Annotated in this window: 13 protein-coding genes; 8 read left to right on the top strand and 5 right to left on the bottom strand. The window is 69.0% G+C overall.

Annotated elements, in window-relative coordinates:
• Position 1 precedes the first annotated feature (1 nt).
• From miaA to G6N31_RS10550, 5 genes are all read left to right on the top strand, one after another.
• Positions 2-913 carry a tRNA (adenosine(37)-N6)-dimethylallyltransferase MiaA gene (gene miaA, locus G6N31_RS10570; RefSeq protein ID WP_098002043.1) on the top strand — a complete coding sequence of 304 codons (912 nt, stop codon included), beginning with the start codon at positions 2-4 and terminating at the stop codon, positions 911-913.
• Positions 914-917: 4 nt separating this feature from the next.
• Positions 918-1790, top strand: a complete 873-nt coding sequence (dapF, locus tag G6N31_RS10565) for a diaminopimelate epimerase (RefSeq protein ID WP_098001898.1) — start codon at positions 918-920, stop codon at positions 1788-1790.
• Positions 1791-1835: 45 nt separating this feature from the next.
• The gene (gene hflX / locus G6N31_RS10560; protein ID WP_098001897.1) at positions 1836-3245 is read left to right on the top strand and encodes a GTPase HflX; all 1410 of its coding nucleotides are present in this window, start codon (positions 1836-1838) and stop codon (positions 3243-3245) included.
• Between the two features lie 227 nt (positions 3246-3472).
• Positions 3473-4774 carry a DEAD/DEAH box helicase gene (locus tag G6N31_RS10555; RefSeq protein WP_098001896.1) on the top strand — a complete coding sequence of 434 codons (1302 nt, stop codon included), beginning with the start codon at positions 3473-3475 and terminating at the stop codon, positions 4772-4774.
• A 175-nt stretch (positions 4775-4949) separates the two neighbouring features.
• Positions 4950-7031: an LGFP repeat-containing protein gene (locus G6N31_RS10550; protein WP_098001895.1), complete on the top strand. Its 2082-nt coding sequence runs from the start codon at positions 4950-4952 to the stop codon at positions 7029-7031.
• A gap of 30 nt (positions 7032-7061) precedes the next feature.
• Here the strand turns inward: G6N31_RS10550 and lexA are convergent, their stop codons facing one another.
• Positions 7062-7781, bottom strand: a complete 720-nt coding sequence (gene lexA / locus G6N31_RS10545) for a transcriptional repressor LexA (RefSeq protein WP_098001894.1) — start codon at positions 7779-7781, stop codon at positions 7062-7064.
• A 221-nt stretch (positions 7782-8002) separates the two neighbouring features.
• Between lexA and G6N31_RS10540 the strand changes: the two genes are divergently transcribed.
• The gene (locus G6N31_RS10540) at positions 8003-8494 is read left to right on the top strand and encodes a peptigoglycan-binding protein LysM (protein ID WP_098001893.1); all 492 of its coding nucleotides are present in this window, start codon (positions 8003-8005) and stop codon (positions 8492-8494) included.
• Positions 8495-8611: 117 nt separating this feature from the next.
• The gene (gene nrdR, locus G6N31_RS10535) at positions 8612-9076 is read left to right on the top strand and encodes a transcriptional regulator NrdR (RefSeq protein ID WP_098001892.1); all 465 of its coding nucleotides are present in this window, start codon (positions 8612-8614) and stop codon (positions 9074-9076) included.
• A 15-nt stretch (positions 9077-9091) separates the two neighbouring features.
• Here the strand turns inward: nrdR and G6N31_RS10530 are convergent, their stop codons facing one another.
• Genes G6N31_RS10530 through G6N31_RS10520 form a run of 3 tightly spaced genes read right to left on the bottom strand, consistent with a single transcriptional unit; the run spans position 9092 to position 11873 of the window.
• Positions 9092-9778, bottom strand: coding sequence for a PhzF family protein (locus G6N31_RS10530; protein WP_098001891.1), 687 nt, complete (start codon positions 9776-9778; stop codon positions 9092-9094).
• Positions 9779-9813: 35 nt separating this feature from the next.
• A complete protein-coding gene (locus G6N31_RS10525; RefSeq protein ID WP_098001890.1) occupies positions 9814-10836 on the bottom strand; it encodes an alpha/beta fold hydrolase in 1023 nt (340 codons plus the stop codon).
• A 47-nt stretch (positions 10837-10883) separates the two neighbouring features.
• A complete protein-coding gene (locus G6N31_RS10520; RefSeq protein WP_098001889.1) occupies positions 10884-11873 on the bottom strand; it encodes a proteasome assembly chaperone family protein in 990 nt (329 codons plus the stop codon).
• 305 nt (positions 11874-12178) lie between these two features.
• On the opposite strand from G6N31_RS10520, the gene G6N31_RS10515 reads away from it, so the two are divergent.
• On the top strand, positions 12179-13228 hold the full coding sequence (locus G6N31_RS10515; protein WP_098001888.1) for a DUF4192 domain-containing protein: 1050 nt from the start codon (positions 12179-12181) through the stop codon (positions 13226-13228).
• 5 nt (positions 13229-13233) lie between these two features.
• Here G6N31_RS10515 and G6N31_RS10510 read toward each other — a convergent pair whose 3' ends face one another.
• Positions 13234-13926, bottom strand: coding sequence for an iron-dependent transcriptional repressor DtxR (locus G6N31_RS10510; protein ID WP_098001887.1), 693 nt, complete (start codon positions 13924-13926; stop codon positions 13234-13236).
• Positions 13927-14001 lie beyond the last annotated feature (75 nt).

Genomic DNA, 14001 nt, shown 5'->3' with positions numbered 1-14001 from the left:
GGTGCGGCCGCTGGCCCTCGTCGGACCGACCGGAACCGGTAAGTCCGACCTGGCGCTCGCCGTCGCCGAGCGGGTGGGCCTGCCGGTCGAGGTGGTCAACGCCGACGCGATGCAGCTCTATCGCGGCATGGACATCGGTACCGCAAAGCTGCCGGTCGCCCAGCGCCGTGGGATTCCGCACCACCAGCTCGACGTGCTGGAGGTCACCGAGACCGCCAGCGTGGCCCGCTATCAGCAGGCCGCCGCCGCCGACATCGAGGCCGTCCTGGCCCGCGGGGCGCTGCCGATCGTCGTCGGCGGGTCCATGCTCTACGTCCAGTCGCTGCTGGACGACTGGGCGTTCCCGGCCACCGACCCGGCGGTGCGGGCCCGGTGGGAGGCCCGGCTGGCCGAGGTCGGTGTCGGCGAACTGCACCGCGAACTCGGCCGGGTCGACCCCGCGGCGGCCGCGTCGATCCTGCCCACCGACGGCCGGCGCATCGTGCGCGCGCTGGAAGTGGTCGAGCTGACCGGGCAACCGTTCGCTGCGTCGGCGCCGCGGATCGGACCGCCGCGGTGGGGCACCGTGATCATCGGATTGGATTGGCCCACTGAGGTTCTCGATCGGCGGCTGGCTCGGCGCACCGAGAAGATGTTCGCCGACGGGCTGGTCGAGGAGGTGCTCGGGCTGCTGCCGCGCGGGTTGCGCGGCGGGGTGACCGCATCCCGTGCGCTGGGTTACGCGCAGGTGCTCGCCGACCTCGATGCCGGCGGTGACGGCAGCGGTGCGCGCGAACCCACGTTCGTGGGGACCCGCCGCTACGTGCGCCGCCAGCGCTCCTGGTTCCGCCGCGACCACCGGGTCACCTGGCTCGACGGCGGCGCCGACGACGTGGCGGACGCGGCTGTTCGATGCTGGCGCGCCGTATCCTGACCAGGTGAAGTTCGCGAAGGGGCACGGCACGCAGAACGACTTCGTCGTGCTGCCCGACCTGCCGGCCGCGATCGACCTGGCGCCGTCCGCGGTGACCGCGTTGTGCGACCGCAGGCGCGGGCTGGGCGCCGACGGGGTCCTGCGGGTCACGACGGCCGGTGCCGCGCTGGCCGCCGGGGTATTGGCCCGGCTCCCCGACGGACTGGCCGCCGAGGACTGGTTCATGGACTACCGCAACGCCGACGGGTCCGTCGCGCAGATGTGCGGCAACGGGGTGCGGGTGTTCGCCCATTACCTGCACGCCAGCGGGTTGGAGAAACGTCGGGAGTTCGTCGTCGGGTCGTTGGCCGGGCCGCGCCCGGTGCTGTTGCACGACGCCGACGACCTGGCCGCCGACGTGACCGTCGAGATGGGCAAGGCCAACCGGTTCGGCTCCGGCCACGCCGTGGTCGGGGGTCGCCGGTTCGCCGGGGTGGCCGTCGACGTGGGCAACCCGCACCTGGCGTGTGTCGACGACACCCTCACCACCGACGAGTTGCGGGCCCTCGACGTGGCTGCCGCCGTGCAGTTCGACCACGCCCAGTTTCCCGAGGGCGTCAACATCGAGGTGCTGACCGCGCCGACCGACGGTGCGGTCTCGATGCGCGTCCACGAGCGGGGAGTGGGCGAGACGCGGTCGTGCGGTACCGGTACGGTCGCCGCGGCCGTAGCCGCGCTGGCCTACGCGCAGGCACAGACCGGGCAGGTGCGGGTACTCGTCCCCGGCGGGCAGGTGCAGGTCACGGTCACCGAAGCCACCAGCTTCCTGCGCGGGCCCTCGGAGCTGGTCGCGTACGGAGAGCTGTCACCGGAATGGTGGAGAGCCCACGGACGTTAATTGGGGTGCATGAAAAGTGATCTCCGTGCGAACCTTGATTCGCCTATGACATATCCCGAATCCCTCGAGACCCCGAGCGCCGGCGAGCTGGCCCTCGAAGACCGCACCGCCCTGCGCCGCGTCGCCGGACTGTCCACCGAGTTGTCCGACATCTCCGAGGTCGAGTACCGGCAGCTGCGACTCGAACGTGTCGTGCTGGTCGGTGTCTGGACCGACGGGAGCGCCGCCGACGCCGACGCCAGCCTGGCGGAGTTGGCGGCGCTGGCCGAGACCGCCGGCTCGGAGGTGCTCGAAGGCGTCATCCAGCGCCGCGACAAACCCGATCCGGCCACCTACATCGGTTCCGGTAAAGCCGCCGAACTCCGCGAAGTGGTGCTGGCCACCGGCGCCGACACCGTGATCTGTGACGGTGAACTCAGCCCCGCCCAGCTCAACGCGCTGGAGAAGGTGGTCAAGGTCAAAGTCATCGACCGCACCGCGCTGATCCTCGACATCTTCGCCCAGCACGCCACCAGCCGCGAGGGCAAAGCTCAAGTGTCGCTGGCGCAGATGGAGTACATGCTGCCGCGGCTGCGCGGCTGGGGTGAGTCGATGTCCCGGCAGGCCGGTGGACGCGCCGGCGGGGCCGGCGGCGGGGTGGGCACCCGCGGGCCGGGTGAGACGAAGATCGAGACCGATCGTCGGCGTATCCGCGAACGCATGGCCAAGTTGCGCCGAGACATCAAGGAAATGAAGAAGATCCGCGACACCCAGCGCAGCGGGCGGCGGCGCAGCGACGTGGCGTCGGTGGCCATCGTCGGCTACACCAACGCCGGCAAGTCCAGTCTGCTCAACGCGCTCACCGGCGCGGGGGTCCTGGTGGAGAACGCGCTGTTCGCCACCCTCGAACCCACAACGCGACGCGGACAATTCGACGACGGCCGGCCCTTCGTGCTGACCGACACCGTCGGGTTCGTCCGGCACCTGCCCACCCAGCTCGTCGAGGCGTTCCGGTCCACCCTGGAGGAGGTCGTCGATGCCGATCTGCTCGTGCACGTCGTCGACGGCTCCGATGTCAACCCACTGGCCCAGATCAATGCCGTGCGCCAGGTGGTCAACGACGTGGTTGCCGAGTACGGCATAGCCTCACCGCCGGAGTTGTTGGTGGTCAACAAGATAGACGCCGCCGACGGGCTGACGCTGGCGCAGCTGCGGCGCGCGCTGCCCGGCGCGGTCTTCGTATCCGCACGCACCGGCGACGGTCTGGACCGGCTACGGTCGCGGATGGCGGAACTGGTGGTGCCCACCGATGTCACCGTCGACGTCACGATCCCGTACGACCGGGGTGACCTGGTGGCCCGAATGCACACCGACGGGCGCGTCGACGCCACCGAGCACACCGCACAGGGCACCCGGATCAAGGCCCGCGTGCCGGTCGCCCTGGCAGCCGGGTTGAGCCCCTTCATCACGCACTGAACTGCACGAATGCGTGAGTCCGGCATTGCTGGGCTAACATGGTGGAGCGTCGGCCGCGGAAGACTCGACAACAAGCCCGCGTCAACACGCCGACCATGACCCATCGACTACGGCGGCCATCCCCCAGGGATGCCACCGCCAATGTGTGCGCATCACCGCTGAACTCTTCCTGTCGCGGCTGCTCGGGCACACAACGCCCGAAACGGCCCTGACAGAAAGAACTCATCATGACCACTGTGTCCTTCGCCGACCTCGGCGTGCCCGCACCCCTGGTGGCAGCGCTGACCGAGCGCGGAATCGCCGAACCCTTCCCGATCCAGACGGCCACGCTGCCGGACTCCCTGACGGGCCGTGACGTCCTCGGCCGGGGCAAGACCGGCAGCGGGAAGACGCTCGCCTTCGCGCTCCCGTTGGTCGCCGCGCTGACCGGCCGGCGCCGCCAACCCGCCCGCCCGTCGGGTCTTGTGCTCGCACCCACCCGCGAACTGGCCACCCAGATCACCGCGACGCTGGACCCGCTGGCCCGCGCGTGCGGCCTGCGGGTGACCACCATCTTCGGCGGGGTCTCGCAGAACCGGCAGGTGGAGGCGCTGCGGTCGGGCGTCGACATCGTGGTGGCATGCCCCGGACGTCTCGAGGACCTGATGCGGCAGAAGCTGATCAGCCTCGACGCCGTCGCGGTGACCGTGCTCGACGAAGCCGACCACATGGCCGACCTCGGCTTCCTGCCCGGCGTCACGCGCATTCTCGCGGCCACCCCCGCCGACGGTCAGCGTCTGCTGTTCTCTGCCACGCTGGACAACGGTGTCGACAAGCTGGTTCGCCGCTTCCTGCGGGACCCTGTGCTGCACTCCGTCGACGAGGTCGACGAAGCGCCGGTGCAGATGACCCACCACGTGTTCCACGTCGGCGGGGCGCAGGAGAAGAAGGCGTTGGTGCACCTGCTGGCGTCCGGGACCGGGCGACGAATCCTGTTCATGCGCACCAAACACCAGGCTCGCAAGCTGGCCAAGCAGCTCACCGAGGCGGGGGTTCCGTCGGTAGATCTGCACGGCAACCTGTCGCAACCGGCACGCGACCGCAATCTTGCCGCGTTCTCGGACGGTTCGGCGCGGGTGCTGGTGGCCACCGACATCGCCGCGCGCGGCGTGCACGTCGACGGTGTCGAGTTGGTGGTCCACGTGGACCCGCCCATGGAGCACAAGGCCTATCTGCACCGCTCGGGTCGTACGGCCCGCGCGGGCAGCGATGGCGATGTCGTCACGGTGGTGCTGCCCGAACAGCGTCGCGACACTCAACAGCTGCTGCGGCGCGCCGGAATCACCGTGCGCCCGAAAGAGGTCGACGCAGACTCCGCGGAAGTGCAGACGCTGGTCGGGGAGATCGCGCCCCGGCGTGCGCCGCAGGCCGTGGCCGCACCGGTGGCCCGGACCGCCGAGCGTCGCCGTCCCCCCGCCGGCCAGGCCCAGCGCCCGCGCCGGCGCCGGTCGCGTCGGCCCGCTCAGCGCTCCGCGACCACCGGCGCCTGAGTCATCCTGGGTCGGCGGCGGAGTGCGTCGAGGACACGCGCCGGTCACCGTCAGGTGACCGGCGCATATTCTTTCGATGAATCGGCGCGGGTCCTTGGTTATCGAGGCCTTCTCAAGCACAGTGAACGCACGCGGTAACTTCGCAGGACCGAGTCGCCGACCGCGGGGAGGATGAATGATCCGGCAGCCGATGCTGCGCCAACGTCTGGTCGGTCGTCTGACGATCGGCCTGTTGGGAATCGCCACGGCGTTCCTGCTGGCGCCAATCGCCACCGCCCAACCCGAGGTGGAGGCCGGCGGCGCGATCACCGCCGCGTGGGAGGCCACCGGCGGCGACGCCGGCCCGCTGGGGCCGCGCGCCGGCGACGTCTACCCCGTCGGGGACGGCTTCGCGCAGAACTTCGCGGCAGGCAAGATGTTCTTCACCCCTGCCACCGGGGCGCACTTCATGCAGGGCGCCATCCTGGAGAAGTACGAGTCGCTGGGCGGTCCCGCCGACAGTGACCTCGGGTTCCCGGAGATCGACGAAGGCCCCGGCCGGGCGCCCGGCAGCCGAAACAGCACCTTCAGCGCGCCCGACAATCCGGTGATCTTCTGGACCCCGGACACCGGTGCGCGCGTCGTCCGCGGCCCCATCAACGCCGCCTGGGACCGGCTCGGCGGATCGTCGGGGGTCCTGGGCGTGCCGGCAGAGGACGAGACCTACAGCGGCTCGGTGGTGCGGCAGCGGTTCACCGGCGGTGAGCTGTCCTACGACTGGAGCACCGAGGCCTTCACCACGGTGCCGCCCGAACTCGCCGATCAGCTGACCGACCTGGCGGTGCCGAACGACCCGATCTCGGCGATCAACGCCGCCCGCCGGGCGGCCGGAGGGCCGCTGGGTCCGTTGGGCGCCGCCGAGGGTGAGCCGTATCCGATCGGCGACGGCGGTCTGGGCCAGGACTTCTCCGGAGGCAAGATCTTCTACAGCCCCGAGACCGGCGCCAGCGTGGTGACGGGACAGGTACTCGAAAAGTACGAGAGCGTGGGCGGCCCCGAAGGCGATCTGGGGTTCCCGACCGCCAGCGAGGTCGACGGCGGAGTGACGCCGAGCCGGATGAGCACGTTCGCCGCTGAGGACAACCCGGTGATCTTCTGGACTCCGGACCATGGCGCCGTCATCGTGCGGGGCGCGATGAAGGCCGCCTGGGACAAACTAGGCGGCGCGGCAGGGGAGCTCGGTGCCCCAGTGGCCGACCAGACCCAGAACGGCGCGGTGATCAGCCAGCGGTTCAGCAACGGCGCGATCTCCTATGACACCGCGAACCAGACGTTCACCGCCGAGCCGGGCAACCTCACCAGCCAACTGGCCGGCCTCGAAGTGCCCGGCCAGCAGAACCAGGGCGCGCCGGCGGCGACCCAGGCCGCACCCCAGGACGATGAAGGCACCGGTCTGCAGTGGTCGCCGTGGTGGCTGCTCGCCATCGTGGCGCTGCTGGGCCTGCTCGGCGTGGTCGCTTTCCTGATCATGCGCAACCGCGGCCGCACCGCCGACGAGTCGTTCGGCACCCCTGACGCCGGCTACGGAGACGGCGCAGAATACGACCGCCCGCGCGAATCCTTCGCCGAACCTGGCGCCGCGTCGTTCGCCGCGCCGGCCGACGGCGAAGACGAGTTGTTCGGCGATCGCTATGCACGCGAAGGTCTGACCGCGGTGTCGACGGCCACTCCGCCGGATGTGCCGACATCCTCGGCGATCTCGGAGGAGGTCGCGCCGACGCCGCTGAGCTTCTGGGGGGTGCCCACCGCCCCGCCGGCACCTGCGGAGCCCGAAGACTCCGACCTCGGAGAGGACGAGAACCCCGACGCGGTGGACACGGCGCCGACTCGCGTTCCGACCGCGAGGGAAGTCGACGGTCTCGACCACTACGGCGATTTCGACCAGGTGGGCGGTGATGAGGAGCCGGCCCTCGAAGCCGACAGAGAACCTCTGGTGGTCGCAGAGCACACGCCCGAACCGCTTGTCGAGAGAGACGCAATGATCGATACCGGCCGCCACGCTCGCATCGACGACGACGAGCCGACTCCGGGAGGGACAGCGGTGCACATGCCGCTGGACGACCCGCACCAAGTGCCCGACGGCTATCCGGTCAAAGCCGACACCCGCTCGGGGCTGTATTGGATCCCCGAGGACGCCGAGTACGCCGACGCGCCGGCTGAACTCTGGTTCGCCAGTGAGGAAATGGCGATCACCAACGGCTTCGTGCGGAGCCGCTGAACAGCGAACGCCCGCACGCGTCACCGGCGATCAGATTTTGCGGATGACCGTGACGACCTTGCCGAGGATCGCGGCATCATTGCCGGGAATCGGGTCGAAGACGGGGTTGTGCGGCATCAGCCAGACCTGACCGCGGGTGCGCTTGAAGGTCTTGACCGTAGCTTCCCCGTCGATCATCGCAGCGACGATGTCGCCGTTGTCGGCAACATTCTGTTGGCGCACCACCACCCAGTCGCCGTCACAGATCGCCGCGTCCACCATCGAGTCGCCGACGACCTTGAGCAGGAACAGCGAACCTTCTCCGACGAGTTCGCGGGGGAGGGGGAAGACATCCTCGACGGCTTCCTCGGCCAGGATCGGACCGCCCGCGGCGATCCGGCCGAGGACCGGCACGAAGGTCGGCTCGGGCAGCACATCGGAGCCGGTGACGTCGGTGGCGGCCACGGTGGCCGCAACGCCGTCTTCCAGGCCGCGCACGTCGACGGCACGCGGACGGTTGGGATCGCGCCGCAGGAAGCCCTTGCGCTCGAGCGTGCGCAGCTGATGGGCCACCGACGAAGTCGACGTCAGCCCCACCGCGTCCCCGATCTCGCGGATGCTGGGCGGGTAGCCGCGCGTGGTCACGGAGGCCCGGATCACCTCGAGGATGGTGCGCTGACGCTCGGTCAGACCTGAGCCCTTGTCCCGTCGTGCGCCCGCCGCGGCGGTGGTCGTACCGGAGCCGGCGGTGCTGTCGCTGTCGTCGCTCATAGGCCCGAATGTAGCCCACGATCCGCCGTTGATCAAACATGTGTTCGACCGCGTGTCCGCTTCTGGCCGTCGCGATCTGCGGGAGCGGACTTGTCGGTGCCGACCGCTAGCCTCTGCAACAGTTCGATCACACGTTCTATCAATCGAACGTGTGATCGACTAAAGTTCGAACACAGTAGCGAATGCCGGGTAGCGATCAACGATCGGAAGGTGGGGCGAAGATGACTGTCATCTACACATACGAGGCAGGCCGTACGGAACGCCGGACGGAACACGACGTGCCGCGCCAGCGTGCGCAGGCCCGGGCGGCTCGTCCGGTGCGGGTGCCGGGCAGCACTCGTCCGTCGGGTTCTGCGCGGCCGCGCGTGGCACCCATGCGCTACCGCGGCGCGGGGGTGAGCGTGTCGCGTGCGCCCCACCGTCGCCGTCCCATCACCCCGGCCACGACCGTCGTCCTGGCGCTGGTCGCCGCGGCCATCACGGTGTGGCTGGGGCTGGTCGCCGAGGCCGGCGGTGTGGTCGGCCGGGAGGCGGCGGTGCCCAGTCGACTGGCGGTGGTGCAGGTGCAGGCAGGCGAGTCGCTGCAGCACGTGGCTCGCAGGGTCGCGCCGGAGGCGCCGGTGTCCGAAGTGGTCGCGAAGATCCGCGAGCTCAACGCGCTCGATACGGTGGCTGTCGGAGCCGGGCAGACGCTGATCGCGCCGATCGCCTGATCGCCGATGTCGAAACGCCATGTGCCGATCGGGCTCGCGACGGGTCGTCGCACCCGCGCGCAGGTAGGCTCGAGGTCGTTCGAAGCGGTTGTCTGTCGAAGCGGCGAAGGAGCGGGCATGCACTGTCCTTTCTGCCGTCATCCTGACTCCCGCGTTGTCGACTCCCGAGAAACCGACGAGGGCCAGGCAATCCGTCGTCGCCGGTCGTGTCCGGAATGCGGTCGACGATTCACCACCGTCGAGACCGCCGTGCTGGCCGTCGTGAAGCGCAGCGGGGTGACCGAACCGTTCAGCCGCGAGAAGGTCATCAAGGGTGTGCGGCGCGCCTGCCAGGGTCGGCAGGTCGACGACGATGCGCTCAACAAGTTGGCGCAGCAGGTCGAGGACGCGGTCCGCGCCACCGGCTCGCCGGAGGTGCCCAGCCACGAGGTCGGCCTGGCCATCCTGGGTCCGCTACGGGATCTCGACGAGGTCGCGTACCTGCGCTTCGCGTCGGTGTACCGCTCGTTCTCCTCGGCCGAGGATTTCGAGCGGGAGATCGAGGCGCTGCGCGCCCACCGTGAGGTTTCGGCCCAGGCGTAGCGACCCCGTGGTGTGTCAGTCGATCTGGCGCGTCTCGTCCTCGACCACACGGCCGGCGACCAGCACCCAGCCGTCGGGACTCCACGTGGTGTGGATGACTGACCCCTGCCCCTGGACGATGGTCAGGTCGCGGCTGAGGTACTCGGTGATTCGCACCGCGGCCGCACCGGTGGCTTCGTCCTCGCGAATCCCCAGATGCGGAGCGAACATCCGTGCGCGGATGGTGTCCTTGGCTTCGTCGAGCCACGTCCACAGATAATGCTCGGCCTCGTCGCTGTACTCGTCGGGGTCGGCGTCGAGCAGTGCGTCGACGGTGGCGATGTCGTGAATCGCGAAGTCTGGGGCCCACGCCGCGCGCACGCTGACCGAGGTCACCTCGTCGCGGTAGGTGACCTGCACGACCCCGGCGGGCACCTGCAATGTCTTGATGGGTCGGCCCCGGCTCTTGAGCCACCACGAGGCGCCCACGGTCGGGTGTCCGGCGAACGGCATCTCGGCGGTCGGCGTGTGGATGTGTGCCTGTGCAGAATGCAGGTGTTCGGCGGGCACCGTGACGAAAACGGTTTCGCTGAAACCCAATTGCGTGGCGATGCGCTGACGGTCATCGGGCTCGACGGTCGCGGAGTCGACCACACCAAGCGGGTTACCGAACCTGCCGTCCCGATCGGTGAACACCCGCAGGACCGTCACATCGATGGCCATGGGGCCGATGGTACGTCGCCGGATGTCCGGGCAGGTCAGGTTGCGCTGCGTTCGTCGGTGCCCAGCGCGTCGAGCACCGCGACGCGGGTACCGACGGGCCCGGTGATCGCCGCCTCGCGGATCCCGTCCCGGAGCAGGTCCCGGAGATAATCCTGGTCATAGACCGCCGGTTCGGTGGAATCGATGAAGTGCTCCACCACCTCGACGAAACGGTCCGGGTCGTCGTGAAACGGGAAGTGGCCCGAGTCCTCGAAGATCTCCAGTCGAGAGCCAGGCATCGCGGCGTGGGCGAGGTCGGCGTGCGCGACGGGGATCACCGAATCACAACGGCCCCAGACCAGTTGCACCGGAACGGACTGCGTCAAGTAGCACCGGTCGAGCATCGTGACCACTTGTCCGCGCCAGTCCACCACTGCGCGCAGAGTGCGGGCGAATGCCGAGGACGCGGTCGGTTCGGGCAGATCGGCCAAAATGCGCAACATGTTCGGGATGTCGCGGCCCAGACCGGTGGAACCGAACGCGGCACCGCCGAGGCGACCGAGCAGTTGCAGCGCAGGCAGGACCAGCGGCAACCGCAGCAACGCCAGAGCTTCGCTTCCCAGCGGTAGCGACGCGGCGCGTAGCGCGACGTTGACGTCCTTGGTAACCCCGCCGGCCCCGACGAGGACCAGTCGTTCCACCAATTGCGGGAACTGGTAGGCGAACTGCATGGCCACACCACCGCCGAGAGAGTGACCCACCACGGTCACGCGGTCGATATCGAGCACGCTGAGCAGGTCGCGCATCCCGTTGGCGTATGCCGCCACCGAGTAGTCCGCGCGCGGTTTGTCGGACCGGCCGTGACCCAGAAGATCGGGTGCGATCACCGTGAAGCGCTGCGCGAGCGCGCCCTGCACGGCGCTCCACGTCGTGGAATTGTCGCCGATGCCGTGGATCAACAGGATCGCCGGCCCGGTGCCCGCGATCCGGAACGCCCTGCGGTATCCGTGGATGGTCCGGTAGTCGAGCGTCGGTGTCAGGTCGCGCACGCGCCGCAGACGGGGTGGCTGTCCGGTCATCGCGGCCGGTCGTTCGTCGCGGTCACGTCGCCCCCCGTCGGGTCCGATCAGGGAGAATCGGTGGGATTTTCCCCGTCCTTGCGGTATTTGTCACCGGTCTGCTGGGCGAGGAATCGCTCGAACTCGGCGCCGAGTTCTTCTCCGCTGGGCAGTTCTTCGTCGTGGGCCAGGAGGGATCGGTTCTCCTGAGCGGCGACGAATGCATCGTACTGGCGCTCCAGAGCGTCCACCACTTGAGCAACCTCGGGACTCCCGGCCACCTGCTCGTTGATCTTCTCGTAGAGCTCGGCGGCGGCCTGTGCCAGTTCGCCGGTCGGGATGTCCAGCGAGGCTGATCGGGCGATTTCGGAGATCAGGCTCTCCGCGGCAGCCGGATAGTCGGTCTGGGCCAGGTAGTGCGGCACGTGCACGGTATAGCCGACGACTTCGTGGCCGTGCTGAGCCATCCGGAACTCCAGCAGGTTGGACACGCTGCTGGGCACCTGCACTTCACCGACCCACGGCTGGTGATCGGCGATGAGCTCTTTGTCGTTGGAGTGCGCGGTCATCGTGATCGGCCGGGTGTGGGGGACGGCCATCGGGATGGAGCCCAGTCCGATCACCCGACGCACGCCGAGGCGTTCCGACAGCAGCCGCACCGCGGTGATGAATCGCTCCCACCGCAGATCCGGTTCGAGACCGGCCAACAGCAGAAACGGTGTCCCGACGCTGTCGTGCAGTGCATACAGGTTCAGTTCGGGTTCTTCGTAACCCGTGAAGTGATCGGTTTTGAACGTCATCAGAGGACGCCGCGACCGGTAGTCGAGCAGGTCGTCGATGGCGAACGACGCCACCAGCTCGGTGTTCAGCGTGTTCTTCAGGTGTTGGGCGGCCAGCTTGATGGCGCGGCCCGCATCCGAGAAGCCCTCGAGGGCGTGGATGAGCACCGGTCCCCGGCCGTCAGGCGCGGTGAGCTGCGGGGACGGGAACTCCAGTTCGTACATGCCGGTCTGCTCAGGCTGATAGTGCTGGCTGGGATCTTCGTCATGATCACCCATGGTTCTCGCCTCCTCGCCCACTTAGCTGTGACGGCGGCACCGTCTCAGGTCTGGCGGTACCAGTGTCTCGCATGCGCTGCCTGGTCGTCTGGTATGTCGAACGTACACATGCCGGTGCGACATTCCCGCCGGGGTCCTGTGCGTTTACCCTGCATCGGCGGGGTGGAAACGGGTCGTGACGGCCCGGATCAGCCGGGCGGGCCGCGGAGCGCGGTGTTATCCCCAATGTCGGGTTCATCCCCAGTTCGCGCGCGCGGGCCCGGCGACGTCGCCGTGGCGTCGGAGCCGGTTGGGAAGTTTGCGCTATGACCACTTCTTCGCCGTCTGACTATCCGATCGACCGCCCTGGTTCCCTCATCGCGGCACTGCCTGCCGTGCTCGGATTCGTCCCCGAACGATCGCTCGTGCTCGTCACCGCCGCCGACGGTCAGATGGGGGCGGTGCTGCGTGCCGACCTCGATGACGAGCTGCTCGGCTCGCTGCCCCGACTGGCGGAGCTGGCCGCCATGTCCGGGGCCGAAATCGCCATCGGTGTCCTCGTCGACGAGGTCGGCGCCGGCTGCCTGGTGTGCGCCGACGAGCATCGCGAGCTGTCTCAGCTGCTGGACGCCGAGTTGCGGGAACGCGACGTCGATCTCTTCGCGGTGCACGTCGTCGAGCAGGTGGCCGCCGGTGCGCGGTGGCACTGCGCTGACGGCTGCGGCAGCTCGGGTGTGGTGGAGGACCCCCATGCCTCTCCGATCGCCGCGGCCGCCGTGCTCGACGGCCGCCGCCTCTATTCCCGGCGCGCTGAACTGGTGGACGTCGTCGCTGTCGCCGATCCGGTTCGGAGCGCCGCACTGGGTGCTGTCATCGTCGAGTCCGGCGCGATCGATCCGCAGCGCCCGCAGTCCCAGGCGCGCGCGGACATCGAGCACGCGCTGGAGTGTGCCGCCCAGATCGACGACGGACATGCTCTCAGCGACAAGGACTCGGCGCGCCTGGCGTGGGCGGTGACCGATCCGCGGGTGCGGGACACGCTCTATGCACTCGCCGTCGGCGACAAGGCCGGGGTCGCCGAGGCGCTGTGGGCCGATCTGTCACGCCGGCTGCCGGCGCCGTGGCGAGTGGAAGCACTGGTGTTGCTGGCCTTTTCGGCCTATGCGCGTGGCGACGGTCCGTTGGCCGGCATCGCGCTGGACGCGGCCCTGAGATGCGAACCGGAGCACACCATGGCGGGCATGCTCGATACTGCCCTGCAGTCCGGGATGCGACCCGAGCAGATCCGCGAATTGGCACGCACCGGGTACCGGCTGGCTCGGCAGCTGGGGGTACGGCTACCGCCGCGGCGCCTGTTCGGACGCCGCGCGGGCTGAACGGCTCAGACCTTTTCGACCTTCACGGCATGCGCCATGTCGTGAGGCAGTTCGACCTGCTCGTGGCCGGGGATGACGATCATGACCCCGCCGTGGTCGTTGAGCTGAACCGTCACGCGGGCGTTGGGCACAACGCCGGCGTCCTTGAGCCGGCTGATCAATTCGACATCGCCCTGGACGTGCTCGGTGAGTTGGCGAACCACCACGGCGACGGGCATACCCGCAGGCAGCTCGGTCAGGCGCACCAGGTTGAACGCTTCGTCGATGAGCTGGTCGCCAAGACCGAGTTCGGACAGTCCGGGAATCGGGTTACCGAACGGCGACGTGGTCGGGTTGTCGAGCACCTGCACCAGACGCCGCTCGACATCGACGCTCATCACGTGCTCCCAGCGGCAGGCCTCGGCGTGGACTTCCTCCCAGGGCAGCCCGATCACGTCGACGAGCAACCGTTCGGCCAGCCGGTGCTTGCGCATCACGGCCACCGCCAACGCCCGACCTTTGTCGGTGAGCTCGAGGTGCCGGTCGCCGGCGACGTGCAAGAGTCCGTCGCGCTCCATGCGGGAAACGGTCTGGCTGACGGTGGGGCCACTCTGTTCGAGACGCTCGGCGATGCGCGCGCGCAGTGGGATCACGCCCTCCTCTTCGAGGTCGTAGATCGTGCGCAGGTACATCTCGGTGGTATCGACTAGATCATTCATGGCACACCCTCCGTCCCGGGCGAGTCTACCGTTTCGCACACCTGAACAGCGCGCTTCGTGTGGCGACGCGCGCCA

This window comes from Mycolicibacterium duvalii (assembly GCF_010726645.1).
Lineage (GTDB): Bacteria > Actinomycetota > Actinomycetes > Mycobacteriales > Mycobacteriaceae > Mycobacterium > Mycobacterium duvalii.
Note: the sequence above shows the minus strand (reverse complement) of the source record. Positions and strands in the feature narration are given on the sequence as shown.